Genomic DNA, 22552 nt, shown 5'->3' on the forward strand with positions numbered 1-22552 from the left:
CGCCATTCCCGATAGGGTCTACGCCATGTCTCGCATCGACGGCCGCACCGCCGAACAACTCCGCCCGGTCACCATCGAACGCGGCTGGAGCAAGCACGCCGAAGGCTCCGTCCTCATCTCCTTCGGCGACACCAAAGTCTTCTGCACCGCATCCGTCACCGAAGGCGTCCCGCGCTGGCGCAAGGGCACCGGCGAGGGCTGGGTCACCGCCGAGTACTCGATGCTGCCCCGCTCCACCAACACCCGCGGCGACCGCGAATCCGTCCGCGGCAAGATCGGCGGCCGCACCCACGAGATCAGCCGCCTCATCGGCCGCTCGCTGCGCGCCGTCATCGACTACAAGGCTCTCGGCGAGAACACCATCGTCCTGGACTGCGACGTCCTGCAGGCCGACGGCGGCACCCGCACCGCCGCCATCACCGGCGCCTACGTCGCCCTCGCCGACGCCGTCAGCTGGGCCCAGGGCAAGAAGCTCATCAAGCACGGCCGCAAGCCGCTCACCGGCACCGTCTCCGCCGTCAGCGTCGGCATTGTCGGCGGCACGCCCCTCCTCGACCTCTGCTACGAGGAGGACGTCCGCGCCGACACCGACATGAACGTCGTCTGCACCGGCGACGGCCGCTTCGTCGAGGTCCAGGGCACCGCCGAAGCCGAGCCCTTCGCCCGCGAGGAACTCAACTCCCTCCTCGACCTCGCCGTCGCCGGCTGCGCCGAACTCGACGAGGCCCAGCGGGCGGCGCTGGCCCGCACGCTCTGAGGGGGCGGCCCGCCGCGTGAGCAAACCCGCCGTGTGAACCACCGCGCCACAGGGGGAGGCGCCGCGCCCTCCCCCTGTGCGCCCCTGTGAGGCTTTTCTCATGGGACGTCCCGCTCTGGAAAAAGCCCCCGCGGCCGTCGCATGGTGGAGCCATGCCCACAACTGCCGCGACCGCGCCCCGCGTCCGCGCCCGCACCGGCGGGCCCCAGGACGACTCCCGGCTCCTGGAGCACATCCTCGGCTGGACCCTCGTCGTCGTCCTCGCCATGCTGCTCACCCAGACCGGCCTCGTCTGACGGCCGGAACGGCTCCTGCGTCTGACGGCGGGGACGGCTCCCGTGTCCGGCACCGGACGGCTCCTGCGTCCGGCACCCGGGACACGGCTCCCTCGTCCGGCGCCCTGACCGGCCCGCGTCCGGCCGCGCTTCCCGTGCCGTTTCCGGCCCCGCATCCCGGCCCGCGTCCCGCCTCGCCTGCCGTCCCGCTCCCCGTCCCGGTGTCCGATCCTGGCCCCCGGCGCCGGTGTGCGGGCAACCAAACGGACCCACCCCGCGTTTCTTCCTTTGCCCGAGCATGACCCTAGGGAAGGAACCGCACCATGGCCCCGCGCACCCGCCGGCACCGTCGCCCCGCCGCCACCGCATGCGCCGCGTTAATCGCCGCGAGCCTGGCGATACCGCTGCTCTCCGCCTGCGGGGCGGTCCAGAAGGCCATGGACTGCGCCAAGACCGCCACCTCCGTCGTCAATGCCGTCGACAAGCTCCAGCAGGCCGCGGACAACTCCCTCACCGACCCGCAGAAGGCCGAGCAGGCCCTCGACAACATCGATGCCAACCTGAAGAAGCTGAGCAGGGAAGCGAACGACCCCGAGCTGTCCAAGGCCGTCGACAAGACGAACAACGGGATCAAGGCCGCCCGCAAGGACCTCGACAACAACAAGGCCCCCGACATACAGCCGATCGTCGACGGGGCCCATGACATGACGAGCATCTGCACACCGGGATAATCACTGCCCATGCAGCCTCACACCGGTGGACACTCCGCAGCCCCCCGTCGCCTCATCCTCGCCACCCGCAACGCCGGCAAGGTCACCGAACTCCGGGCCATCCTGGAGAGCGCCGACCTCGATGTGGACCTGGTCGGCGCCGACGCCTATCCCGAGATCCCCGACGTCAAGGAGACCGGCGTCACCTTCGCCGAGAACGCCCTCCTCAAGGCCCATGCCCTTGCCCGGGCCACCGGCCACCCCGCCGTCGCCGACGACTCCGGCCTGTGTGTGGACGTCCTCGGCGGTGCCCCCGGCATCTTCTCGGCGCGCTGGTCGGGCACCCACGGCGACGATCAGGCCAACCTCACCCTGCTCCTCGCCCAACTGTCCGACATCGCCGACGAACACCGCGCCGCCCACTTCTTCTGCGCCGCGGCCCTCGCCCTCCCCGACGGCACCGAGCGCGTCGTCGAGGGCAAGCTCGAAGGCACCCTCCGCCACACCCCTTCCGGCACCGGCGGCTTCGGCTACGACCCCATCCTCCAGCCCCTCGGCCACACCCGTACCTGCGCCGAACTGCCCCCCGCAGAAAAGAACGCGATCAGCCACCGCGGCCACGCCTTCCGGGCGCTGGCACCGGTGGTGCGGGAGTTGTTGGGCTGAGGCGACCCGTACAGGAATGGCGAAGGCCCGGCCCGCGCTTCGGCGGGGCCGGGCCTTCGAATCCAAGGTGTGCGGCCGGAGGGATTCGAACCCTCACGGGTGTTACCCCACTGGCACCTAAAGCCAGCATGACTGCCAATTCCATCACGGCCGCTTGCCACGGCCATAGTACTGGTTGGCCGACGCAGCGGGGGGTCTACCGCCGGTGTCGGCCGCCCCGGCACCAAGTGTCGGTGACGGCATGGCAGTTGGGGCAGAGAAACCGCAGATTCTCCTGACGGTCGTCCCGCCAGTCGCCGTTGATGTGGTCGATCTCCAGAGTCATGGGGTTTCCACGCCAAACGGAGCCCGTACCGCATTCGGTGCAACGCTCGGGTACGCCGGCCTGCCGCAGGGCCCGTCTCAGCATCACGCTTCTTGTCCGACGCTTGCCAACATGCTTGACGAGTATCTGCTCAGGACCCTTGACCGGCGTGGTCCCCGGCTTCCCGCGCATATGTGCCTGTCCCAGGAAGTGACTCGTGTCGATGCCGTGGTCGGATACCCACTGACGGAACAGTGCGCGGCCGCGAGAGTTGTCGGGCTTTTCCAGAAACCGCAGGGCAGCGGCGATGGAAGAAGAGGCGCTGACGGCTTCCTGGAGGTCGTCCCTGCCGGGGGAGAGATGAGTGGCGCGCCGTGCGACGGGCTGGAAGTGCGATACATCGATTCCGAAGTGCTCGAAACGCCTGAACAGATGCCGCCGCAGCTGGTGGTAGGAGCGGCTGCCGCAGAACGCGATGACTTCGTCAATGTTCGTGCAACGCCTTGCGGCTTCGGTCAACAGCTCCCGGGTATAGCGGATGCTGTCGCTCATTGCGACGCTCCGGTGTCCCGGGTGCGGATTCCCTTGTTGCGCCCCCGGTAGGTATCCGTGGCCGAGTGGCAATTGGGGCACAGAAACCGCAGATTCTCCCGGCCGTTGTTACGCCAGTTTCCGTCGATGTGATCGACCTCGAGCGGCAGCGGGCGATTGCGCCAGACGGGCCCGGTACGGCAGAGGGCGCAACGCTCGTCCGCTCCGAGCGCGAGCAGGGCAGCTTTGAGCCGGTTGCTCGGCATACGTCGACCGGGGTTTTCTGCGTGCACGAGCACTTCCTCGGGGCTGCACCGCCGACGGGCGTTGCTTTCCTCCGGCCGACCGGAGAAAAGTGCGAAGTGTCGATTCCCAGATTCTGGATGCGTCGGCTGATGTGGGTGTGCTGGCCGCCTACCGGGGCGAGACCGAGTCGCCGTAAGACCTCACACATGTTCGTCGACAGTGCCACCGCATCCTCTAGGAGCTCCTTGCTCCAGCGCGTCCCTTCGCGCTCGAAGTGCGAGGTGTCCACGCCCATGGACCTCATCCGGTCATGGAGGTACCGCCGTGACGCCCCCTTCGGATCCACCCCGAGTTTGCGTAATGCCTCCGACAGTGTCTGCGATGAGGCGGCCGCTTCCTCCAGCCGCTCCCGGGTGTACGGACTGACCGGCATGATTCCCCCTCCGTCCCGTGCGCCGGGCCCACCCCGCGCACCCCCTCGAACACATCAACGATCGAACGCAGAGCCGGTTACGGCCGTGGTGACGAGCGGGGCGGGGAAAAGCTGCGGGCCTCGGGGAGGGGGTCCCGAGGCCCGCGGAGGGGGTGTGGCGTGGGGTCAGAAGCGGGGTTCCGGGGTCTGGGCCTCGATGAGTTCGACGGCTTCCTTCTTGGTGGCGACGGAGGGCGGGGAGCCGTCGAGGGGCTGCTGGGCGGTCTCCTTCATGCAGGCCACGGCGATGACGCCGACGAGGGCGGCGCCCATCGTGTAGTAGGCGGGCACCATCACGTTGCCGTGGAAGGCGCCCATCAGGGCGGTGATCACCAGGGGGGTGGTACCGCCGAAGAGGGAGACGGCCAGGTTGTAGCCGATGGAGAGGGAGCCGTAGCGGACGTTGGTGGGGAAGAGGGCGGGGAGGGCGGCGGACATGGTGCCCAGCAGGCAGACCAGACAGAGGCCGAGGAGGGCCATGCCGCCGATGACCGCGCCGAGGCTGCCCTGGTTGACCAGGAGGAAGGCGGGGATGGCGGTGAGGAAGAAGCCGAGCATGCCGGTCATCAGGAGGGGCTTGCGGCCGTAGCGGTCGTTCAGCTTGCCGACGCTGCTGATGACGCACATCAGGGCGACCATGGTGCCGAGAAGGATCAGCAGGCCGTGCGACTCCTCGTAGTGGAGGGTGTCGGTCAGGTAGGTCGGCATGTACGACAGCAGCATGTAGTCGGTGATGTTGTACGCGCCGACCAGGGCGATGCACAGGATGAGGGTGGGCCACTGCTGGGCGAAGATCTCGCCGATCTTCTTCTTGGGGGCGTTCTCGGACAGGTGCGAGAACTCGGCCTCGGCCTCGACCGCGGAGCCGGTGGCGCTGTGGGTGTGGGCGGCCTCGAACTTCTGGAAGGCGGGGGTCTCGTCGAGCTTGACCCGGAGGTAGAGACCCACCAGGCCGAGGGGACCGGCGATCAGGAACGGCAGGCGCCAGCCCCAGCTGTTCATGGCGTCGTCGCCCACCGTGGTGTTGAGCAGCAGCACGATGCCGGCCGCGCCGGTGTACCCGATCAGGGTGCCCATCTCCAGGAAGCTGCCGTAGAAACCGCGCTTCTTGTCGGGGGCGTACTCGGCGATGAAGGTGGAGGCGCCGCCGTACTCACCGCCGGTGGAGAAGCCCTGGACCAGGCGGAAGAGGATGAGCAGGACCGGGGACCAGAAGCCGATGGTGGCGTAGGACGGGATCAGGCCGATGCAGAAGGTGCCCAGCGCCATCATGATCATGGTGAGGGCGAGGACCTTCTTGCGGCCGACGCGGTCGCCGAGCGGACCGAAGTAGGCGCCGCCCAGGGGGCGTACGAGGAATGCCACCGCGAAGGTTGCGAACGACGACAGCAGCTTGGTGGTGTCGCTGCCGCCGGGGAAGAAGACGTTGCCGATGATGACCGCGAGGTAGCTGTAGATCCCGAAGTCGAACCATTCCATGGCGTTGCCGAGCGCGGCGGCCTTCACGGCACGCTTGACCACCCGCTCGTCGGTGACGGTGATGTCGGTGCGCCGCAGTCTGGGGTTCTTGCGCCGGGCGACGGCACGGAAGAGCACCCGGTGGCGTCTGCGCGCGTCCCGGTCCTGGTCGGGCGCGTGGTCGGCTTCGGTGCTGCCGGTCGGCACGAGGCGGTCCTCTCGGTCTGACAGCGCGGGGTGCGCGGTGGGGATACGACAGGTGCGCCTGCGCAGCGGAGCGCCTCTCCAAACCACTCCGGAGGGACGAATCGAGATTCGTCACGCGTGGCCGGTCCGTCCGGTGCGCGGGGGCGGCTTCCGGCGGGGGCGGGGCGGGGGCCGCGCCAGGGGTGCGACACGGCTTGTTACAGGACTGGTACACAGCCGAGTGGTCACCGCAGCGTCCGGGCAATCACCCTGTGTCCGGGAGGCGGCAGAGTGGACCGCCGGGTGCGGCATTCTTGTGTGCCGGGCGGGGGTACGGGGTGTGGTCCCCGGGAGGAGAACGTGATGACCGACCGCGAGAGGTCTCGCCGGTTCCGGGTGCGTACCGCGCTGGCGGCGTTCGCCGCGGTGACGGTGCTGGCGGCCGGCGGGGTGTGGTTCGGCCAGGCGTCGGACCGTGCGTCGGCGGTGGACGCCGCGCCGAAGACGGCGGCGGTGCAGGACGTGAAGGAGGACGCCAAGCCGCGCTCCGGCCTGCCGGGCGTGCGGGACTGCGGCTTCGGCACGCCGGTGTCCAAACCGCATGTCATCACGCTGGCCTGCCGGGACGCGGGGACGGTGGCGACCGGGATCACGTGGAAGTACTACGGTGCCCGGGAGGCGTTCGGCGCCGGCGTGGTGCAGGTGGAGAAGACCACGGGGGGCGGTGCGGATTCCGGCTTCCCGGCGACCTTCCGGCTGTTCGCCCCGAAGGCGGTCGACGGGGGGCTGGTGTTCACCGGCCTCGAGGTGCGGTACGAGGGCTCGACGCCGCTCGGTGACACGACGGAGATGTACAACCTCGCGTGATGGGCATTCGAGGCCGGATCGCCCTGGCCATTTCGGGAATGACGGCGCTGGCCGTGGTGGTGCTCGGTTTCGCGGTGCACCACATAGCGGACGCCGAGCGGGAGCGGGCGGCGCGGGCGTATCAGGACGACCGGCTGAGTTCGGCGCTGCAGATCTACGAGCGGGACGGCACGCGGGCGCTGGGGGCGCAGGTGGACGATGAGACCCTGCCGTCGCCGTTGCGGGACGCGGTCTTCAAGAACCGGTCGGGGACGTACATCAGCGGCGGTGAGGACCCCCGGGTGTGGGCGGCGACCGGGGTCGGGGGCTCCGGCGAGGGCGCTGTGACGCGGACGCTGTCGGTGTCCGCGGCCTATCCGCACGACGATCCGTCGCAGCTGGCGCTGGACCGGGCGCTGCTGATCGCCGGGTGCGGCACGGTCCTGCTGATGGCGGTGGTGTCGTGGTTCGTCGCGCAGCGGCTGTCGCGGCGGCTGCGGCTGAGCGCGGCGGCGGCGCGGCGGATCGCGGCGGGGGAGGCGCCGGACGCGGAGGCGCTGGCGAGCAACGGCCGCGACGAGGTGGCCGAGTTGGGCCGGAGCGTGCATCACATGGCGACGTCGCTGGCGGCCCAGGCGCAGGCGGAGCGGGAGTTCACCGCGGATGTGGCGCACGAGCTGCGCACGCCGGTGGCCGGGCTGGTGGCTGCGGCGGAGTTGCTGCCGCAGCCGCGGGCGGTGGAGCTGGTGCGGGACCGGGCGCAGGCGATGCGGCGGCTGGTGGAGGACCTGCTGGAGGTCTCGCGGCTGGACGCGGGGGTGGAGCGGGCGGATCTGGACGCCTGTGAGCTGCCGTCGCTGGTGCGCGGGATCGTGCGGCGGGCGGCGCGCCAGCGCGGGGTCGACGAGGTGTCGGTGACCGTGGAGGGCGAGCCGTGGATCGTGGAGACGGACCGGCGCCGGGTGGAGCGGGTGCTGGTGAATCTGCTGGCGAACGCGGCCAAGCACGGCAAGCCGCCGATCGAGGTGGTGGTGGCGGGGGCGCGGATCGTGGTGCGCGATCACGGTCCGGGCTATCCGGCGGAGCTGTGCGCGGAGGGGCCGCGGCGGTTCCGTACGGCGGCGCCGGAGCGGGGGACCGGGCACGGTCTGGGGCTGACGATCGCGGCCGGGCAGGCTCAGGTACTGGGGGCGCGGCTGGACTTCGGCGCCGCCGCGGACGGCGGCGCCGAGGCGGTACTGGAACTGCCGGACCTTACGGCCACGGCGCCGGGAACCGGTGGTGCGCTCGCCGAGACCGGCAACGGTTCCTGACGCGGCTTGTCCGGGTCTGCGGCTACAGCCCCAGGTCCTTGATGATCTTGGCGACATGGCCGGTGGCCTTGACGTTGTAGAGGGCGCGCTCGACCTTGCCCTCCTCGTCGAGGATGACGGTGGAGCGGATGACGCCGGTGACGGTCTTGCCGTAGAGCTTCTTCTCGCCGAAGGCGCCGTAGGCCTCCAGGACCGTCTTGCCGGGGTCGCCGAGGAGGGTGACCTCGAGCTCTTCCTTCTCGCGGAACTTGGCCAGCTTCTCGGGCTTGTCGGGGGAGATGCCGATGACGTCGTAGCCGTGGCCGGCGAGGAAGTCGAGGTTGTCGGTGAAGTCGCAGGCCTGCTTGGTGCAGCCGGGGGTCAGGGCGGCCGGATAGAAGTAGACGATGACCTTGCGGCCCCGGTGGTCGGCGAGCGAGACCTGCTTGCCGTCCGCGTCGGGCAGGGTGAAGGCGGGGGCGGTGTCGCCCGGCTGCAGTCGCTCGCTCATGACTCTCCTTGGTGGGGGTCCGCAGGGGCCCCGAAGCGTGGGTCCGTACGCCCCCGACATTAGCCAGCCGGGGCGCGGAGGGGTGGCGGGGGCGTCCCGGGGCGCCTCAGGGGGGCGAAACGGGGGTGCTGTGGGGCGCAGGGGGGCGTGAGCTGACAGACTGTCCATCACGAATCGGCAGTCAGTTGTGTGGCCGGTTCCGTACGGGGCCCCGTGCCCGGCCCCCGTACGCATCGGCGCGAGACGACGGAGGCAGCGCGGTGGCGGAAGCCAGGACCCCGGCGCAGATCGAGGCGGACATCGTCCGCAGGCGGCAGGAGCTCGCCGTCACGCTCGACGAGATCGGTGTGCGGCTGCACCCGAAGACGATCATGGACGATGCCAAGGCGAGGGCGGCGGCCGCCGTGGACCGTACGGCGGGGCGGGCGTATGTGGCCGCCAATCGTGCGGTCTCGGATGTGCGGGCCCAGCTGGTGTCGGAGGACGGGGTGCCGCGGCTGGAGCGGATCGTTCCGGTGGCGATGGTCGGTGTAGCCCTGGTCGGTCTGCTGACGCTGCGCGCCCGGCGGCGCCGCTGAGGGCTTGTCCCCGGGGGCGGCCGCGGTGCGTGCCGGGTGCCGCCGGGCAGGTACGGTCATGCCGTGAGCCCGAATAACACCAAGGACACCCACGACAAGCTGCCGATCCGGATGCTGCACGACCGTGTGCTGGTCCGGACGGACATCCCCGAGGGCGAGCGCCGCTCGTCCGGGGGCATCGTCATTCCCGCGACCGCGGCGGTCGGCCGCCGCCTGGCCTGGGCCGAGGTGGTCGCGGTCGGGCAGAACGTGCGGACCGTCGAGGTGGGGGACCGGGTGCTGTACGACCCGGAGGACCGGGCCGAGGTCGAGGTGCGCGGAGTGGCGTATGTGCTGATGCGCGAGCGCGATCTGCATGCGGTGGCCGCGGAGCGGCTGGAGGGCGCGGAGGACGCGACCGGGCTGTACCTGTAGCCCGGCCGGCGGCCGCCCGCAGCTCCGTCGGCAGCCGTGGCCCTGTCCGCACTCCACGGGCGGTGACCGGGGTCACCGCCCGTTTCGCTGCCCTTTGCTAGCCTCGGGACACACCCGACGAGACGCGCCGTACCGGGTCACGACAAGACGACGCACCCCTGGTGAAGCTCTTGTCGCGGAGGTGCCCGTCATGGCCTGGATCCTGCTCGTGATCGCCGGACTGCTGGAGGTCGGCTGGTCGGTCGGGATGAAGTTCACGGACGGATTCACCCGGCTGTGGCCCAGTGTGTTCACCGGTGCGGGCATCGTCGCCAGCATGGTCCTGCTCTCGTACGCGGCCCGGAGCCTGCCGATCGGTACCGCCTACGGCGTGTGGGTCGGCATCGGAGCGGCCGGTGCGGCGGTGCTCGGCATGACGACGCTCGGCGAACCGGTCACGGCGGCCCGGATCTTCTTCATCTGCCTGCTGCTGGTGGCGGTGGTCGGGCTCAAGGCGACCTCGGGGCACTGACGGGGCGTACGCCTCCGCCCGGGGCGCCGCCCCGGCCCGCCTCCGCTACCCGCCCTCGCCCCACCGCCACCGCAGCCGCTGTTCCAGGTCGTCGCTCTGGGGCTCGTACGTCGGGGTGTCGTGGGTGGGCTCCGCGGTCGGTGTGGGTTCGGCCGGCGGGGTGGGGGTGGGCGGTTGGCCGGTCGGCCGGGTGGGGGCGCCGGTGGGCGGGGTGGGGACGGTGGATCCGGTCGGGTCCTCGGACGGTGAGCCCGAGACGTCGGGGGAGGCCGAGTCGCTGCCGGACGGCGAGGGCGACACCGGCTCGGCGCCCTCCTCCAGTTGCAGGTCGAAATCGCGGACCGGGCGCCCGTTCAGCGCGGCCGCGGTGTAGTCGGCCCAGATCTGCGCGGGGTAGTCGCCGCCGTTGACCCGCGCCAGCCCGCCGGCGCCGTAGAGGGGTTCCTGGGCGGCGCTCTCCGGGTTCTGGCCGAGCACCGCGACGACGGTGGCGAGATCGGGGGTGTAGCCGGCGAACCACGCGGCCTTGTCGTCCTCCGCGGTGCCGGTCTTGCCCGCCGCGGGCCGCCCGGCGCCCTGGGCCGCGGTGCCGGTGCCGCCGTCGACGACGCTGCGCAGGACCGAGGTGGTGGTGTCGGCCGCGGCGCGCGGGATGGCGGTGGTCTCCTCGCGCTCGGGCAGCTCGATCTCCTCCTGCTCACTCTTGGTGATCTTGTCGACCAGGGTGTACGGCCGGTGGCTGCCGTGGTGGGCGAGGGTGGCGTAGACCTGGGTCATGTCCAGGACGCTGGGGGTGGCGGTGCCCAGCGAGATCGCGCCCTGGGACGAGGCGAGGCTGGGGGTGTCCGCGGGGATGCCCAGGTCGACGGCGGTGGCCTTGACCTTGGCGGGGCCGACGTCGATGCCCATCTGTGCGTAGACGGCGTTGACGGACTTGTCGGTGGCCTCGCTGACGGTGATCGGGCCGTAGGAGCGGTCGTCCTCGTTGGCGGGCGCGAAGCCGGTGCGGGTGCCGTGACTGACCGTCATCCGCTTGTTGGTGCCGTCGTAGACGGTGTTGGGGGTGATCCGCTCACCGTCCTGGGTGGTGGAGTTGTTCTGCACGGCGGAGGCGAAGACGATCGGCTTGAAGGTGGAGCCGACCTGGTAGTCGCTGCGGGTGGCGCCGTTGACGAACTGCTTGGCGTAGTCGATGCCGCCGTAGAGGGCGACGACCCGGCCGCTGGCGGGGTCGATGGAGGCGCCGCCGGCCCGGACGTAGCGGTCGGCCTTCCGGGAGTCGTCGAGGCGGTCCATCACCCGGGTGTTGACCGCCTTGACGAAGGCGTTCTGGCGTTTTCTGCTGATGGTGGTGGTGATGCGGTAGCCGCCGGTCCGCAGGGTGTCCTCGTCGAGGATCTGGTTGTCGGTGAGGTAGTTCTTGACCGCTTCGACGAGGTAGCCGCGCTGGCCGGACAGCCCCGTGGAGGGCTTGGCGGGCCTGGGCAGGGGGAACTCCAGCGCGGCCCGGTCGGCCTTGGTGAGCCACTTCTGCTTGACCATGCCGTCCAGGACGTAGTTCCAGCGCGCCAGCACCCGCGCGCGGTTGCCGGGGTGGGCGGTGATGTCGTAGGCGCTGGGGGCGTTGAGGAGGGTGGCGAGGTAGGCGCCCTGGGCGGTGGTCAGCTGCTCCGCGTTACGGCCGTAGTAGGACTGGGCGGCGGCCTGGATGCCGTAGGCGTTGCGGCCGTAGTAGCTGGAGTTGAGGTAGCCCTCCAGGATCCTGTCCTTGCTCACCTCGCGGTCCAGCTTGATGGCGATGAAGAACTCCTTGGCCTTGCGGGTGACGGTCTGTTCCTGGCCGAGGTAGTAGTTCTTCACGTACTGCTGGGTGATGGTGGAGCCGGACTGCTTGCCCTTGCCGGTGACGGTGTTCCAGGCGGCGCGGAGCATCGCGGCGGGATCGACCGCGGACTCGGCGTAGAAGTCGCGGTCCTCGGCGGCGAGTACGGCCTGCTGGACGGCCTTCGGGACCTGGCCGAGGGTGACGTTCTGCCGGTTGATCTCGCCGTCGCGGGCCAGCTCGGAGCCGTCGGAGTAGAGGTAGACGGTGCTCTGGGCCTTCGCGGCGCTGTTGGCCGGCGGGATCCCGACGAGCAGATAGCCGGCGACCAGCCCGCCGACGACGAGCAGCAGGAACAGCAGCACGGTGCCCAGCACCGCACGCCAGGTGGGGAGGACACGGCGCCAGCCTGTGCGTTGTCCGCTCATGTCGGTATGGACTCCTCGGCCGCCGCCGAAGGTTGTACCGCGGCGGTCGTGTCGTGTCGGGGGATGCGCGCGGGATGCCGCCGGAGCAACTGCCGCCCGTGGGGAAACTCTCGCATCATGTGCCCCGGCCCGGCGGGGTGGCGCGCACCGAAGTCCGCCAGCTGACCGGCCGAACGGCGCCCACGGCTCACCCGAAGCGGTGATAAAGCGATGGCGGGTTGCCCTGCGGGGGGCCTAGGCTCCGGTGCTTTGGCCGTCCGACGACTACGGGGCTGGGGGAAACGCGTCGTGTGGTACGCCGCGGTGGCAGCCGGCAGCTTCCGGCGGTACGCCACCTACCGCATCGCCACCGTGGCGGGCGTGTTCACCAATACCGTCTTCGGCTTCATCGTCGCCTTCACGTACATCGCCCTGTGGGACGAGCGGCCGCAGCTGGGCGGCTATGACCAGGCGCAGGCGCTGGCCTTCGTCTGGACCGGGCAGGCGCTGCTGGCCTGTACGGGGCTGATGGGCAGCGGCGGTCTGGAGGAGCTGCAGGAGCGGATCCGCACCGGCGACATCGCCGTGGACCTCTACCGGCCCGCGGATCTGCAGCTGTGGTGGCTCGCCGCGGATCTGGGGCGGGCCGGGCTGCAGTTGGTCGGCCGCGGGGTGGCGCCGCTGGCGGTGGGTGCCCTGGCCTTTCCGCTCGCGCTGCCCGGCGATGCGCTGACCTGGGGCGCTTTCCTGCTGTCGGTGCTGCTCGGGGTGCTGGTCAGTTTCACGCTGCGCTACCTCGTCGCTCTGGCCTCCTTCTGGCTCCTCGACGGCACGGGGCTGGCCCTGATCAGCTCTCTGGCCTGCATGTTCTTCTCGGGGATGGTGCTGCCGCTGCGGGTCTTCCCCGGCGCACTGGGCGAGGTCGCCCAGCTGCTGCCCTGGGCGGCGGTCCTGCAGGTGCCGGCCGATGTGCTGGTGGGCGCGCGCAGCGGCGGTGCGCTGCTGCGGGGGCTGGTGTTCCAGGCCGGGTGGGCGGTGGCGCTGCTGGCGCTGGGACGGCTGGTGCAGTCGGCGGCGACCCGCAAGGTGGTGGTGCACGGTGGATAGGGAGACACCCCCTGGCGGCGGGCCGGGGGAGTGGGCCGGAGGCAGCGGGGGCCGCCTCGCTCAGGGGATCTTCGCGTACGGGCTGATCGTGCGGATGTGGATGCGCTCCGCCCTCGCCTACCGGGCCTCGTTCCTGATGATGGCGTTCGGCAACTTCGCGGCCAACGCGCTGGACTTCGTCGCGATCATGCTGATGTTCTCGCGGATCGACGCGCTCGGCGGGTTCTCGCTGCCCGAAGTGGCCTTCCTGTACGGGACGTCCGGGGTCTCGCTGGGCCTGGCGGACCTGCTGCTGGGCAGCATCGAAGGGCTGGGCCGGCGGGTGCGGGACGGCACCCTCGACGTCCTGCTGCTGCGCCCCGCGCCGGTCTTCGCACAGGTCGCGGCGGACCGCTTCGCGCTGCGCAGGCTGGGCCGGCTCACCCAGGCGCTGCTGGTGCTCGGCTGGTCGCTGCCGCAGCTCCCGGTGGAGTGGACGGTGGGCCGGGTGCTGATGGTGCCGCTGATGGCGGTGTGCGGAACGGCCATCTTCGCGGCGGTCTTCACGGCGGGCGCCGCCTTCCAGTTCTGGGCGCAGGACGCGGCCGAGGTGCAGAACTCCTTCACCTACGGCGGCCACGCGATGCTGCAGTACCCGCCGACGGTGTTCGCGAAGGAGCTGGTGCGCGGGGTCACCTTCCTCGTCCCGCTGGCGTTCGTGAACTGGCTGCCCGCGCTGCGGCTGCTGGGCCGCCCCGATCCGCTGGGGCTGCCGGGCTGGGTGGACTTCCTGGGGCCCGTGGTGGCGGCGCTGATGTGTACGGGGGCCGGGCTGGCGTGGCGGCTCGGGCTCCGGGCGTACCGGAGCACGGGCAGTTGACGGGGCATCACGTCCGGGACGGGGCGGGGCGGCGACGGCAACGGGATCGGGAACCGGACGAGGGAAGAGGAGGACGCGCGTGGTGAGCGAAACCGCCGAAGCGGCGCCGCTGATCGAGGTCGACGGCCTGGAGAAGGTCTTCTCGGTGCGGCGCAAGGCGGGCCGGCTGCGGCGGGTGCGGCAGGAGGTCCGGGCCGTGGACGGCATCTCCTTCGGGGTGCCGCGCGGCGAGATGGTCGGCTTCATCGGCCCGAACGGCGCCGGGAAGTCCACCACGATCAAGATGCTGACCGGCATTCTGGTGCCCAGCGGCGGCCGGCTGCGGATCGCGGGCATCGACCCGTCCCCGGGGTCCGGTCTCCGCACGGGCCGCGACCGCGGGCGGACCCGGCTCGCCCGCCGGATCGGGGTGGTCTTCGGGCAGCGCACCACGCTGTGGTGGGACCTGCCGCTCAAGGACTCCTACGAGCTGGTGCGGCGGATGTACCGGGTCCCGGACGCGGTCTACCGCGCCAACCTGGAGCGCTGCACCGAGCTGCTGGACCTGGGCCCGCTGCTGGCCGTACCGGTACGGCAGCTGTCGCTGGGGCAGCGGATGCGCGGCGATCTCGCGGCGGCGCTGCTGCACGACCCCGAAGTGCTGTATCTCGACGAGCCGACCATCGGCCTCGACGTGGTCAGCAAGGCGAAGGTGCGCGGGTTCCTGCGCGAGGTGAACGCCGAGCGGGGCACCACGGTCCTGCTGACCACCCATGACCTCACCGACATCGAGCAGTTGTGCCGCCGGGTGATGGTCATCGACCACGGCAGGCTGGTCTACGACGGCGGTCTCGACGGGCTGCGGGCGGCCGGGGACGGCGAGCGGACGCTGGTGGTGGACCTGGCGCGGCAACTGCCCCCGATCGAGGGCGTACCGGGCGCCCGTACGGTCAAGGTGGACGGGCCCCGGCAGTGGCTGGCGTTCCCGGCGTCGCAGAGCGCGGCCCCGCTGGTCGCCGCGGTCGCCGCGCGCTATCCGCTGGTGGATCTGTCGGTGCGGGAACCGGACATCGAGACCTTGATCGCCGAGCTGTACGCGAGCGGGGGAAAACGGCCGGAAACCGGGCGGAGCGGGGGCCCTGCCCTCTGACGTGTCGAAGCTTTGGCTGTATGCGGCGGCCGGATCCGGGCGGATACCGGGCGGAACGGGGGCTTCAGGTAGTCGGCGCTCTAATGTGTCCGTATGACTGAAGAGCTCCCGGCGCTGCGCGCCTCCGACGCCGACCGAGAGCGGGTCGCCGAGATCCTGCGGGACGCCGTCGCCGAAGGGCGGCTGGCGATGGAGGAGTTCGACGAGCGGCTGGACGCGGCGTACCGGGCCCGCACCTACCGGGAGCTGGAAGTGCTCACCGCCGATCTGCCGGTGGGTGCGACGGCCCCGGCACCGCTGTCGCTGCGCAAGGAGAGCGCGGCCCCCGCGCCGTGGGCGGAGCGGATCGTGGACGGTGCGGAGGGCTCGTCGGTCGGCCTGGCCTTCCTGGGCGGTTTCCAGCGCAAGGGCCGGTGGACGATCGGGCGCCGCTTCACGGCGGCCTGCCTCATGGGCGGCGGCGAGATCGATCTGCGCGAGGCGGACTTCGCCGGGTCCGAGGTCGTCGTCAGCTGCTGGGTGCTCATGGGCGGGGTGAACGTCGTGGTGCCGCCGGGCGTCCACGTCGAGGTGCGCGGCGTGGGCATCATGGGCGGTTTCGACGCGCGCGAGGAGGGCGCGCCGGGCGAGCCCGGCGCGCCCCGGGTGATCGTCAGGGGCCTGGCGATGATGGGCGGCGTCGGTGTCGAGCGGAAGCTGCCGAGGGCCGAGAAGCGGCGCCTGAAGGAGGAGCAGCGCCGCCTGAAGGAAGAGCAGCGCCGCCTCGACGGTCACCCGCGCAAGGAGTTGGACTGAGGCGGCGGCCCCTGCGCCGTTCGCGTCACAGCGCGGCGGGCGCGGCCAGCTTGAGGTGGGCGAGGTTCACCGCGTTCGCCATCGCCCGGAAGCCCTCGTCGTTCGGGTGGAGATGGTCCCCGGAGTCGTAGGAGGGCCGCAGCCGCCCCGGCGCCGACGGGTCGCGCAGCGCCTTGTCGAAGTCCACGACCTCGTCGTAGACGGTCCCGGAGCGGACGATGCGGTTGACCTGTTCGCGCACCGAATTCAGCACGTTGGAGTAACCGCGGTGCCCCCCGAACGGGCTAAGGGTGCTGCCGGTGACACGCAGACCGCGGGCGTGCGCCTGCCGGACGATCTCCCGCATGCCCGCCACGATCTTCTGCGGGTCGAGCTGGCGCGGGGTCTTGAACAGGTCGTTCAGCCCGATCTCGACGATCACCGCCTTCACCCCGGTCCGCGACAGCGCGTCGCGCTGCAGGCGGGAGAGCACGCTGGGCCCGTTGTTCGGGGAGAACCTGGAGCCGTTGACCAGCAGGCGGTTGCCGCTGATGCCCTGGTTGAGGACGCCGTAGCGGGGCGCGCCGGGTTCGTTGCGCAGCCTGGCCGCGAGGAAGTCCGTCCAGCGGTGGTTGGCGCCGGCGGTGGAGGTGATGCCGTCGGTGATCGAGTCGCCGATCGCCACGACGGAGCCGTGGGCCTGGGTGCTCCACACGTCCACACCGGTCAGATAGCGCCAGTACGGGCTCTGCTCGGTGTAGGCCGCACCGGTGGCGTCCTCGGCCCGGTCGCCGCGCGCCAGGTAGGAGGTCTGCCGGGCGTACGGGTGGTAGGTGGCGGGCCCCGAGGGGGACGGGGAGTACGTCGTGACCAGCAGGTCCGCGTCGCCGGGCACCTTCAGCCGGGTCGGGTCGCTGGTGACCGCGCCGCCCGCCGGGATGGTCACCGCGGGCTTGCCGTTGAAGGACAGCCGCCGCATGGTGCCGCTCGCGGCCGTGGGGTTGCTGGGGGCCGCGGCCAGCGCCAGGGTGGCGTGGCTCACCACCAGCGGACGGGTGCCGTAGAGGTTGGAGAGCTGGATGCGCACGCCCGCCCCGCCGACGCTGGTGTGCACGACGTTGCGTATCGACATTCCCGCGTAGCCGTTGAGCGTGCCGGGCTCGGCCGCCGCCGCGGCCGCCGACCAGGTGCCGACCCACTGCCCGGAGACCGCCGGTGCGGCGGGGTCGCGCGGCTTGTGCGAGGAATCGTCCGGGCCGCCGTCGTCGCCGCCGAAGCCGACGAATATGGCGGTCGAGATCAGCACCACCACTGCCGCCAGACCGGCGAGCAGGGAGTAACCCACACTTTTCTTCATGCGGGAGGGGTCTCCTGGGTAAAGCGGAGCTGCACGCTCCGGGCGGGCAAGGGCAGCGGATGATCAGCGGCACCGTTGCGGTCCGATCGATCCATCATGATCCCACGGACCTCCGGGGCGCCGCCCGGCGCCCCGCTCGATGCCTCCCTGGCATGGACGCGGGGAACTCGTGGTGCGTTCCGGGAGTAGGTCACAGTGGGATATATGGCCGGACGGGCGGCCGGGTGTGCGGCACGGGTCGGTCCGGAGGGATGGCGGGGGCACGGTGGGAGCGGTGGAGCGGATGGAACGCACAAATGCCGGGGCGGCGCCGGGAGCGGAGCGCGTGCCGGAGCCGGGAGCGGCGCCGGCGGGCCGGACCGCACCGGGCGGCGGCTTCGCGTACGGCGCCGCCGACGAGGAGCGCCGGCGCGCCGTACGCCGGATGAAGGCGACGGCCACCGGTCTGCTGCTGGCCGTCGCCCTGGTCTACGTCCTGGCGAAATGGGCCGGGGCCTCCGGTGCGGGCGGCTGGACCGGGTTTGTCGCGGCGGCCGCGGAAGCCGGAATGGTCGGTGCGCTGGCCGACTGGTTCGCGGTCACCGCGCTGTTCAAGCGGCCGATGGGGCTGCCGATCCCGCACACCGCCATCATCCCCACCAAAAAGGATCAACTGGGTCGGAGCCTGGGTGATTTCGTCGGCGAGAACTTCCTCTCCGGCGAGGTCGTCCGCCGCCGGCTGCGCTCCGTCGGCATCGGCCGCCGGGTCGGCGGCTGGCTCGCCGAGCCGCAGAACGCCGACCGGGTCACCGCCGAGCTGTCCACCGCGCTGCGCGGCGCGCTGGCCGTGCTGCGCGACTCCGATGTGCAGGCGGTGGTCGGCGAGGCGATCACCCGCCGCGCCGACGCCTACGAGGTCGCGCCCGGGATCGGTGCGATGCTGGAGAAGATCGTCGCCGAGGGCGGCCACCGGCGGGTGGTGGACCTGCTCGTCGCCCGCGTCCACGACTGGCTGGTCGAGCACGGGGACTCCGTGATGAGCGCGGTCTCCGGCGGCGCGCCCGGATGGACCCCGCGGTTCGTCGACCGGAAGGTGGGCGACCGGGTCTACAAGGAGCTGATGCGCTTCGTCACCGAGATGCGGGACATGCCCGAGCATCCGGCGCGCGGGGCGATCGACCGCTTCCTGCGGGACTTCGCGGCCGATCTGCAGTCCGACCCGGACACCCGGGCCAAGGTCGAGCGGCTGAAGTCCGAGGTGCTGGGGCGCCGCGAGGTGCAGGATCTGATCACCTCGGCCTGGGGCTCGGTGCGCGCCATGATCGTCGCGGCGGCCGAGGACGAGCGCAGCGAACTGCGGCTGCGGGTGCGGGCGGCGCTGCTGTCCCTGGGCCGGCGGCTGGCCGGCGAGAAGCGGCTGCAGGACAAGGTGGACGGCTGGCTGGAGAACGCGGCCGTCTACGTGGTGACGACGTATCAGCGCGAGATCACCTCCCTGATCACCGACACCGTCGCCGGCTGGGACGCCGAGCACACCTCGAAGAAGATCGAGGCGCACATCGGCCGTGACCTGCAGTTCATCCGGATCAACGGCACCGTCGTCGGCGCCCTGGCCGGCCTCGCCATCTACGCCGTCTCGCAGGCCTTCGGCGGCTGACCCCCTCCCCGGGAGAAGGGCCGTGCGCCGTCCCTGGCGACTTCGGCCCGCAGGGCTTACGGTGCCCGCGTGCGGGAGCGGATACCGGTAGTCGTACAGGGGCGGCGCGCCCGTCGCTCCCGTGCCGCGCGGGCGCTGTGGACGGGGGCCGAGCTGGCCGTGACGCTCGGCGCCGTCCTGCTGCTGCTCGTCGCCCACCAGCTGTGGTGGACGAACCGTCAGGCGCGGGACGCGGCGCACGACCAGGTGGACCGGCTGGAGCGGACGTGGGACGCCCGGCCGCCGTCATCCGCCGTGCCCCCGGTGCCCGGTGCGGACGACGGGGCGGCGGCGCGGACCGTGCGCGGCGGCCCGTCGTCCCTGGCACCCGGCCGCCGCACCGCAGGGCGGCCCCCGCCGCCGCGCAACGCCGCGTACGCCGTGCTGCGCATCCCGCGGATCGGCCTGACCGCCCCCGTCGCCCAGGGCGTCGGCAAGGCCGCGGTCCTCAACAAGGGCTACGTCGGCCACTATCCGCACAGCGCCCAGCCCGGTGAGGCCGGCAATGTCGCGCTGGCCGGGCACCGCAACACCCACGGCGAGCCGTTCCGCCGCCTCGACCGGCTGCGGGCCGGCGACACCGTCCTCCTCGACACCGCCGAGGCCCGCTACACCTATGTGGTCCGACGCACCCTGCCGCGGACCACGCCCGCCGACGGCACGGTCCTCGCCGCTGTCCCGTACAGCAGCGCGCACCCCGCCTACCGCTTCACGGCGCCCGGCTCCTATCTGACCCTGACGACCTGTACGCCGGAGTACACCTCCACCTACCGGCTGGTGGTCTGGGGCGTGTTGCGGTCGACACAGTCCCGGTGAGGGCGGGCGTGGGTCGCCTAGGCTCTTCCCCCGTGCGAAACGAGACCACCGGCGGGCGATCCCCGGGTTCGAGAAGGCGCCCCGCGCTGCTGTGGCTGCTGCTGCCGTATGTGCTGTTCCTGGCGGTGCTGCCACTGGCGAACCGGGTGACACCGACGGTGTTCGGCCTGCCGTTCCTGTTCTTCTGGATGCTGGTGGCGACGCTGGCGACCCCGCTGTCGGTGGGGCTGGCGCGGCGCGGCGACCTGAAGCGGGGCCGGGGATGAACGCCACGGTGTCCACCGCGATATTCGGCGGCTTCATGGTGCTCACCGTCGCCCTCGGCCTGCTCGCGGTGCGCGGCCGGAGTTCCGGCGGGGGACTGGCCGAGTGGTCGGTGGGCGGCCGGAGCCTGGGGACCGTCTTCATCTGGGTGCTGATGGCGGGCGAGAGCTATACGAGCTTCAGCTACCTCGGCGCGGCCGGCTGGGGCTACAACTTCGGCGCCCCGGTGCTCTACGTCCTGGCCTATATGTCCTGCGGCTATGCGCTCGGGTACGTCGTCGGGCCGATGCTGTGGGCCTACGCACGCCGTCACCGGCTGGTCGGCATCACCGACATGGTCGCGCACCGCTACCGGGCGCCCTGGCTCGGCGCCGCCGTCGCCGTGCTCGCCACCGTCTGCCTGCTGCCGTACATCCAGCTGCAGATCACCGGCATGGGCGTGGTCGTCTCGACCATCTCCTACGGCGCCATCAGCCTCAACTGGGCCTATTTCATAGCCTTCGCCGTCACCACGGGCTTCGTCGTGATCAGCGGGCTGCGCGGCAGCGCCTGGGTGTCGGTGCTCAAGGACGTCCTCGTCATCGCCACCCTCGGCTTCCTCGCGGTGTACGTGCCGCTGCACTACTTCGGCGGCTACGGGCCTTTCCTGCACCGGATCACCGCCGAGAAGCCGCAGTGGCTGACCTTCCCCGGCCATGCGTCGGGCGGGCTGGGTCCGGTCTGGTTCATCACCACCACCGTCGTCAACTCCCTCACGGTGGTGATCTTCCCGACGACCGTGGCGGGCTATCTGGGGGCCCGCAACGCCGAGGTGCTGCGCCGTAACGCGCTCTATCTCCCCTTCTACAACGTGCTGTTGTTCGTGCCGATGCTGCTCGGGATGGCGGCGCTGTTCGTGGTGCCCGGACTGGTGGGCGCGGACTCCAATCTCGCGTTGTTCAAGCTGGTGGTGGACTCCCTTCCGGCCTGGGCCGTGGGGCTGACCGGGGTGGCCGCAGCTCTCTCCTCCATCGTGCCGATGGCCGTGTTCATGCTGGTCATCGGCACGATGTGGGGGAGGAGCGTGCTGGGGGCGCGCGCGAAGGTGGACATCGGGGCCGGGGAGGCTTCCGGGGACGGCGGGCGGCGGACGGACGGCGGGCGGCAGAAGCTGTGGTCGCAGGTGGTCGTGGTGGTGGCCGGGGCGCTTGCGCTGGCGCTGACCTACACCGCCCCCGACACCCTCGTCCGGCTGTCCTTAATTTCGTACGAGGGCATGGCACAGCTCGTGCCGATGCTGCTGCTGGGGCTGGTGTGGCGGCGGCTGACGCTTCGCGCCGCGGTGAGCGGCCTGGTGGCGGGCTTCGCTCTGGTCTGTGTCCTGGTCTTCGGGGGACACGACCCGGTCGGGGGGATGAACGCGGGGATCGTCGCGCTCGCCGTGAATGTGGCGGTGGCGCTCGGGGTCACCTGGCTGGGGCCGCGCGATGCGGACGGCAGGCCGGACGCCGAGGTCCTGGCGCTGGACGACGAGTTCCCCCGGGACGGCGGACTGCCGCGGGACGGGGCGGCCGGCCCTACGGCGTCGTCGTGATCTTCTTGCCCTCCTTGGAGACCGCGAACCACAGGCCCATCTTGCCCTGGCCGTTGATGTCGCCGGGCTCCTTGTCGCCGGTGAACCAGTAGACCGGCCAGCAGTCGACGGCCAGCTGGCGGGTGCCGTCGGGGCGGGTGACGGTGGAGATGAGCTTGGGGGCGATGCCGTTGAGCTTGGAGCGGTCGGCCGGCTTGGCGGGCTTCCAGGTGTCCAGGCAGGCGTCGTTGCAGCCGAACTTCATCGGCCAGGCGCTGTCCTTGTTGAAGCGGTAGAGGGTGCGGCCCTCGCCGTCGACGAGGATCGAGCCGAGCTGCGGGTGGTCGAACACCGAGACGTCGCCGGGCTTCTGCGCGCCGGCCTTCTTGCCGTCGGCGGCCAGCGCGTTCCAGGTGCCGCCCACGCCCTGGCCCTTGGTGTCGCCGGGCTTGGTGTCCTTGACGTAGCGGTAGGCGGGCCAGCCGCCGATGGTGAGCTGCTTGGTGCCGTCGGCGCGGGTGACCGAGCCCAGCTTGCTCTTGTCGATACCGGCCGGGGCGGTGGCGCCGTCGGCGGGGACCACCGGCCAGGTGGTGGCGCAGGAGCCGGAGCAGTTGGACTTGGACGGGTCCGCGGTGTCCTTGTCGAAGCGGTAGAGGGTCATGCCCTTGGCGTCGGTGACGACCGGGCCGAGCTCGGTGTCCTGGTGCAGGGCCAGCTTGCCGGCGCTGGGGGCGGCCTGCGGGGCGTTGCCGCCGGTGTCGCCGCCCGCCTGTCCTCCGGCGCCGCCCGCGCCGCCGGAGGACCCGTAGCCGTAGTCGCTGGTGCCCTGCCCGGCGGGCTGGACGTGGTCGGTGGTGGCGGTGCCGGCGCTCTGTTCGGTGCTGCTGCCGCAGGCGGCGGTCAGCGCCAGGGTGGCGACCGCCGCGGCCGCGAGACCCGCACGACGTCGAGTGCTCATGATGTCTCCTTGGTCGGTTGGTGAGTGTGTCGCTTGACGGGGTGAAGGCTGGGACGGTGGCCCGGGCGCCGA

The 22552-nt window shown here is 71.5% G+C and carries 23 protein-coding genes, 1 tRNA gene, 1 pseudogene and 1 riboswitch; of the genes and pseudogenes, 17 read left to right on the top strand and 8 right to left on the bottom strand.

Features of this window, described 5'->3' with window-relative positions; genetic code table 11:
• The first annotated feature begins 25 nt into the window (after nucleotides 1-25).
• The 4 genes from rph to rdgB all read left to right on the top strand — a co-directional run bounded on the left by rph (nucleotide 26) and on the right by rdgB (nucleotide 2408).
• Nucleotides 26-757 carry a ribonuclease PH gene (rph, locus tag D9V36_RS27820; RefSeq protein WP_129296154.1) on the top strand — a complete coding sequence of 244 codons (732 nt, stop codon included), beginning with the start codon at nucleotides 26-28 and terminating at the stop codon, nucleotides 755-757.
• A 152-nt stretch (nucleotides 758-909) separates the two neighbouring features.
• Nucleotides 910-1053, top strand: coding sequence for an SCO1431 family membrane protein (locus D9V36_RS27825; protein WP_129296155.1), 144 nt, complete (start codon nucleotides 910-912; stop codon nucleotides 1051-1053).
• Nucleotides 1054-1355: 302 nt separating this feature from the next.
• Nucleotides 1356-1763, top strand: a complete 408-nt coding sequence (locus D9V36_RS27830; RefSeq protein WP_129296156.1) for a hypothetical protein — start codon at nucleotides 1356-1358, stop codon at nucleotides 1761-1763.
• Nucleotides 1764-1772: 9 nt separating this feature from the next.
• Nucleotides 1773-2408: an RdgB/HAM1 family non-canonical purine NTP pyrophosphatase gene (gene rdgB, locus D9V36_RS27835; protein ID WP_129296157.1), complete on the top strand. Its 636-nt coding sequence runs from the start codon at nucleotides 1773-1775 to the stop codon at nucleotides 2406-2408.
• Between the two features lie 70 nt (nucleotides 2409-2478).
• Here the strand turns inward: rdgB and D9V36_RS27840 are convergent.
• The 4 genes and pseudogenes from D9V36_RS27840 to D9V36_RS27855 all read right to left on the bottom strand — a co-directional run bounded on the left by D9V36_RS27840 (nucleotide 2479) and on the right by D9V36_RS27855 (nucleotide 5626).
• A tRNA-Leu gene (locus D9V36_RS27840) sits at nucleotides 2479-2562 on the bottom strand.
• A 42-nt stretch (nucleotides 2563-2604) separates the two neighbouring features.
• The gene (locus tag D9V36_RS27845; protein WP_129296158.1) at nucleotides 2605-3264 is read right to left on the bottom strand and encodes an HNH endonuclease signature motif containing protein; all 660 of its coding nucleotides are present in this window, start codon (nucleotides 3262-3264) and stop codon (nucleotides 2605-2607) included.
• Nucleotides 3261-3922, bottom strand: a pseudogene (locus tag D9V36_RS27850) (HNH endonuclease signature motif containing protein). Before D9V36_RS27850 ends, D9V36_RS27845 begins: the two are co-directional and overlap by 4 nt.
• Before the next feature lie 165 nt (nucleotides 3923-4087).
• Nucleotides 4088-5626: an MFS transporter gene (locus tag D9V36_RS27855; RefSeq protein ID WP_129296159.1), complete on the bottom strand. Its 1539-nt coding sequence runs from the start codon at nucleotides 5624-5626 to the stop codon at nucleotides 4088-4090.
• A 342-nt stretch (nucleotides 5627-5968) separates the two neighbouring features.
• On the opposite strand from D9V36_RS27855, the gene D9V36_RS27860 reads away from it, so the two are divergent.
• The gene (locus tag D9V36_RS27860; RefSeq protein WP_129296160.1) at nucleotides 5969-6472 is read left to right on the top strand and encodes a hypothetical protein; all 504 of its coding nucleotides are present in this window, start codon (nucleotides 5969-5971) and stop codon (nucleotides 6470-6472) included.
• Entirely contained in the window at nucleotides 6472-7764 is a 1293-nt protein-coding gene (locus tag D9V36_RS27865; protein ID WP_129296161.1) for a sensor histidine kinase, read from the top strand. The genes D9V36_RS27860 and D9V36_RS27865 overlap by 1 nt, the downstream gene beginning before the upstream one ends.
• Nucleotides 7765-7786: 22 nt before the next feature.
• Here the strand turns inward: D9V36_RS27865 and bcp are convergent, their stop codons facing one another.
• Nucleotides 7787-8254: a thioredoxin-dependent thiol peroxidase gene (bcp, locus tag D9V36_RS27870; RefSeq protein WP_129296162.1), complete on the bottom strand. Its 468-nt coding sequence runs from the start codon at nucleotides 8252-8254 to the stop codon at nucleotides 7787-7789.
• A 260-nt stretch (nucleotides 8255-8514) separates the two neighbouring features.
• Between bcp and D9V36_RS27875 the strand changes: the two genes are divergently transcribed.
• From D9V36_RS27875 to D9V36_RS27885, 3 genes are all read left to right on the top strand, one after another.
• Nucleotides 8515-8832, top strand: coding sequence for a DUF3618 domain-containing protein (locus D9V36_RS27875; protein WP_129296163.1), 318 nt, complete (start codon nucleotides 8515-8517; stop codon nucleotides 8830-8832).
• A 111-nt stretch (nucleotides 8833-8943) separates the two neighbouring features.
• Nucleotides 8944-9246, top strand: coding sequence for a GroES family chaperonin (locus D9V36_RS27880; protein ID WP_048828920.1), 303 nt, complete (start codon nucleotides 8944-8946; stop codon nucleotides 9244-9246).
• 95 nt (nucleotides 9247-9341) lie between these two features.
• Nucleotides 9342-9403, top strand: a riboswitch (guanidine-III (ykkC-III) riboswitch).
• Nucleotides 9404-9436: 33 nt separating this feature from the next.
• Nucleotides 9437-9757, top strand: a complete 321-nt coding sequence (locus tag D9V36_RS27885) for a DMT family transporter (RefSeq protein ID WP_129296164.1) — start codon at nucleotides 9437-9439, stop codon at nucleotides 9755-9757.
• A 45-nt stretch (nucleotides 9758-9802) separates the two neighbouring features.
• Here the strand turns inward: D9V36_RS27885 and D9V36_RS27890 are convergent, their stop codons facing one another.
• Nucleotides 9803-12007 (bottom strand): transglycosylase domain-containing protein, encoded by a 2205-nt coding sequence (locus D9V36_RS27890; RefSeq protein ID WP_129296165.1) that lies wholly within the window; start codon nucleotides 12005-12007, stop codon nucleotides 9803-9805.
• Between the two features lie 288 nt (nucleotides 12008-12295).
• Between D9V36_RS27890 and D9V36_RS27895 the strand changes: the two genes are divergently transcribed.
• From D9V36_RS27895 to D9V36_RS27910, 4 genes are all read left to right on the top strand, one after another.
• On the top strand, nucleotides 12296-13093 hold the full coding sequence (locus tag D9V36_RS27895) for an ABC transporter permease (RefSeq protein WP_241721067.1): 798 nt from the start codon (nucleotides 12296-12298) through the stop codon (nucleotides 13091-13093).
• A gap of 94 nt (nucleotides 13094-13187) precedes the next feature.
• Nucleotides 13188-13952, top strand: a complete 765-nt coding sequence (locus D9V36_RS27900) for an ABC transporter permease (protein ID WP_129298736.1) — start codon at nucleotides 13188-13190, stop codon at nucleotides 13950-13952.
• A gap of 79 nt (nucleotides 13953-14031) precedes the next feature.
• Nucleotides 14032-15081: an ABC transporter ATP-binding protein gene (locus tag D9V36_RS27905; protein ID WP_241721068.1), complete on the top strand. Its 1050-nt coding sequence runs from the start codon at nucleotides 14032-14034 to the stop codon at nucleotides 15079-15081.
• Nucleotides 15082-15174: 93 nt separating this feature from the next.
• Nucleotides 15175-15876 (top strand): DUF1707 SHOCT-like domain-containing protein, encoded by a 702-nt coding sequence (locus tag D9V36_RS27910; protein WP_129296167.1) that lies wholly within the window; start codon nucleotides 15175-15177, stop codon nucleotides 15874-15876.
• Between the two features lie 25 nt (nucleotides 15877-15901).
• Here the strand turns inward: D9V36_RS27910 and D9V36_RS27915 are convergent, their stop codons facing one another.
• Nucleotides 15902-17212: an SGNH/GDSL hydrolase family protein gene (locus tag D9V36_RS27915; RefSeq protein ID WP_129296168.1), complete on the bottom strand. Its 1311-nt coding sequence runs from the start codon at nucleotides 17210-17212 to the stop codon at nucleotides 15902-15904.
• A 283-nt stretch (nucleotides 17213-17495) separates the two neighbouring features.
• Here D9V36_RS27915 and D9V36_RS27920 point away from each other — a divergent pair, with 283 nt between their 5' ends.
• The 4 genes from D9V36_RS27920 (at nucleotide 17496) to D9V36_RS27935 (ending at nucleotide 21540) form a co-directional block, all read left to right on the top strand.
• Nucleotides 17496-18848: a DUF445 domain-containing protein gene (locus tag D9V36_RS27920; protein WP_241721069.1), complete on the top strand. Its 1353-nt coding sequence runs from the start codon at nucleotides 17496-17498 to the stop codon at nucleotides 18846-18848.
• 69 nt (nucleotides 18849-18917) lie between these two features.
• Entirely contained in the window at nucleotides 18918-19703 is a 786-nt protein-coding gene (locus tag D9V36_RS27925; protein ID WP_129296170.1) for a class E sortase, read from the top strand.
• Between the two features lie 32 nt (nucleotides 19704-19735).
• A complete protein-coding gene (locus tag D9V36_RS27930; RefSeq protein ID WP_129296171.1) occupies nucleotides 19736-19969 on the top strand; it encodes a DUF3311 domain-containing protein in 234 nt (77 codons plus the stop codon).
• On the top strand, nucleotides 19966-21540 hold the full coding sequence (locus D9V36_RS27935; RefSeq protein ID WP_129296172.1) for a sodium:solute symporter family protein: 1575 nt from the start codon (nucleotides 19966-19968) through the stop codon (nucleotides 21538-21540). The genes D9V36_RS27930 and D9V36_RS27935 overlap by 4 nt, the downstream gene beginning before the upstream one ends.
• On the opposite strand, the gene D9V36_RS27940 is transcribed toward D9V36_RS27935, so the two are convergent.
• Nucleotides 21524-22480 carry an SCO0930 family lipoprotein gene (locus tag D9V36_RS27940; protein WP_129296173.1) on the bottom strand — a complete coding sequence of 319 codons (957 nt, stop codon included), beginning with the start codon at nucleotides 22478-22480 and terminating at the stop codon, nucleotides 21524-21526. The two genes, D9V36_RS27935 and D9V36_RS27940, sit on opposite strands and share 17 nt — an antisense overlap.
• Between the last annotated feature and the right edge of the window lie 72 nt (nucleotides 22481-22552).

The organism is Streptomyces lydicus (genome assembly GCF_004125265.1).
GTDB lineage: Bacteria > Actinomycetota > Actinomycetes > Streptomycetales > Streptomycetaceae > Streptomyces > Streptomyces lydicus_C.

Coding starts and splice junctions, on each gene's coding strand:
- rph (WP_129296154.1), top strand. CDS start 26: ATGTCTCGCATCGACGGCCGCACCGCCGAACAACTCCGCCCGGTCACC.
- D9V36_RS27825 (WP_129296155.1), top strand. CDS start 910: ATGCCCACAACTGCCGCGACCGCGCCCCGCGTCCGCGCCCGCACCGGC.
- D9V36_RS27830 (WP_129296156.1), top strand. CDS start 1,356: ATGGCCCCGCGCACCCGCCGGCACCGTCGCCCCGCCGCCACCGCATGC.
- rdgB (WP_129296157.1), top strand. CDS start 1,773: ATGCAGCCTCACACCGGTGGACACTCCGCAGCCCCCCGTCGCCTCATC.
- D9V36_RS27845 (WP_129296158.1), bottom strand. CDS start 3,264: ATGAGCGACAGCATCCGCTATACCCGGGAGCTGTTGACCGAAGCCGCA.
- D9V36_RS27860 (WP_129296160.1), top strand. CDS start 5,969: ATGACCGACCGCGAGAGGTCTCGCCGGTTCCGGGTGCGTACCGCGCTG.
- D9V36_RS27865 (WP_129296161.1), top strand. CDS start 6,472: ATGGGCATTCGAGGCCGGATCGCCCTGGCCATTTCGGGAATGACGGCG.
- bcp (WP_129296162.1), bottom strand. CDS start 8,254: ATGAGCGAGCGACTGCAGCCGGGCGACACCGCCCCCGCCTTCACCCTG.
- D9V36_RS27880 (WP_048828920.1), top strand. CDS start 8,944: ATGCTGCACGACCGTGTGCTGGTCCGGACGGACATCCCCGAGGGCGAG.
- D9V36_RS27885 (WP_129296164.1), top strand. CDS start 9,437: ATGGCCTGGATCCTGCTCGTGATCGCCGGACTGCTGGAGGTCGGCTGG.
- D9V36_RS27890 (WP_129296165.1), bottom strand. CDS start 12,007: ATGAGCGGACAACGCACAGGCTGGCGCCGTGTCCTCCCCACCTGGCGT.
- D9V36_RS27900 (WP_129298736.1), top strand. CDS start 13,188: ATGTGGATGCGCTCCGCCCTCGCCTACCGGGCCTCGTTCCTGATGATG.
- D9V36_RS27910 (WP_129296167.1), top strand. CDS start 15,175: ATGACTGAAGAGCTCCCGGCGCTGCGCGCCTCCGACGCCGACCGAGAG.
- D9V36_RS27915 (WP_129296168.1), bottom strand. CDS start 17,212: ATGAAGAAAAGTGTGGGTTACTCCCTGCTCGCCGGTCTGGCGGCAGTG.
- D9V36_RS27920 (WP_241721069.1), top strand. CDS start 17,496: ATGGAACGCACAAATGCCGGGGCGGCGCCGGGAGCGGAGCGCGTGCCG.
- D9V36_RS27935 (WP_129296172.1), top strand. CDS start 19,966: ATGAACGCCACGGTGTCCACCGCGATATTCGGCGGCTTCATGGTGCTC.
- D9V36_RS27940 (WP_129296173.1), bottom strand. CDS start 22,480: ATGAGCACTCGACGTCGTGCGGGTCTCGCGGCCGCGGCGGTCGCCACC.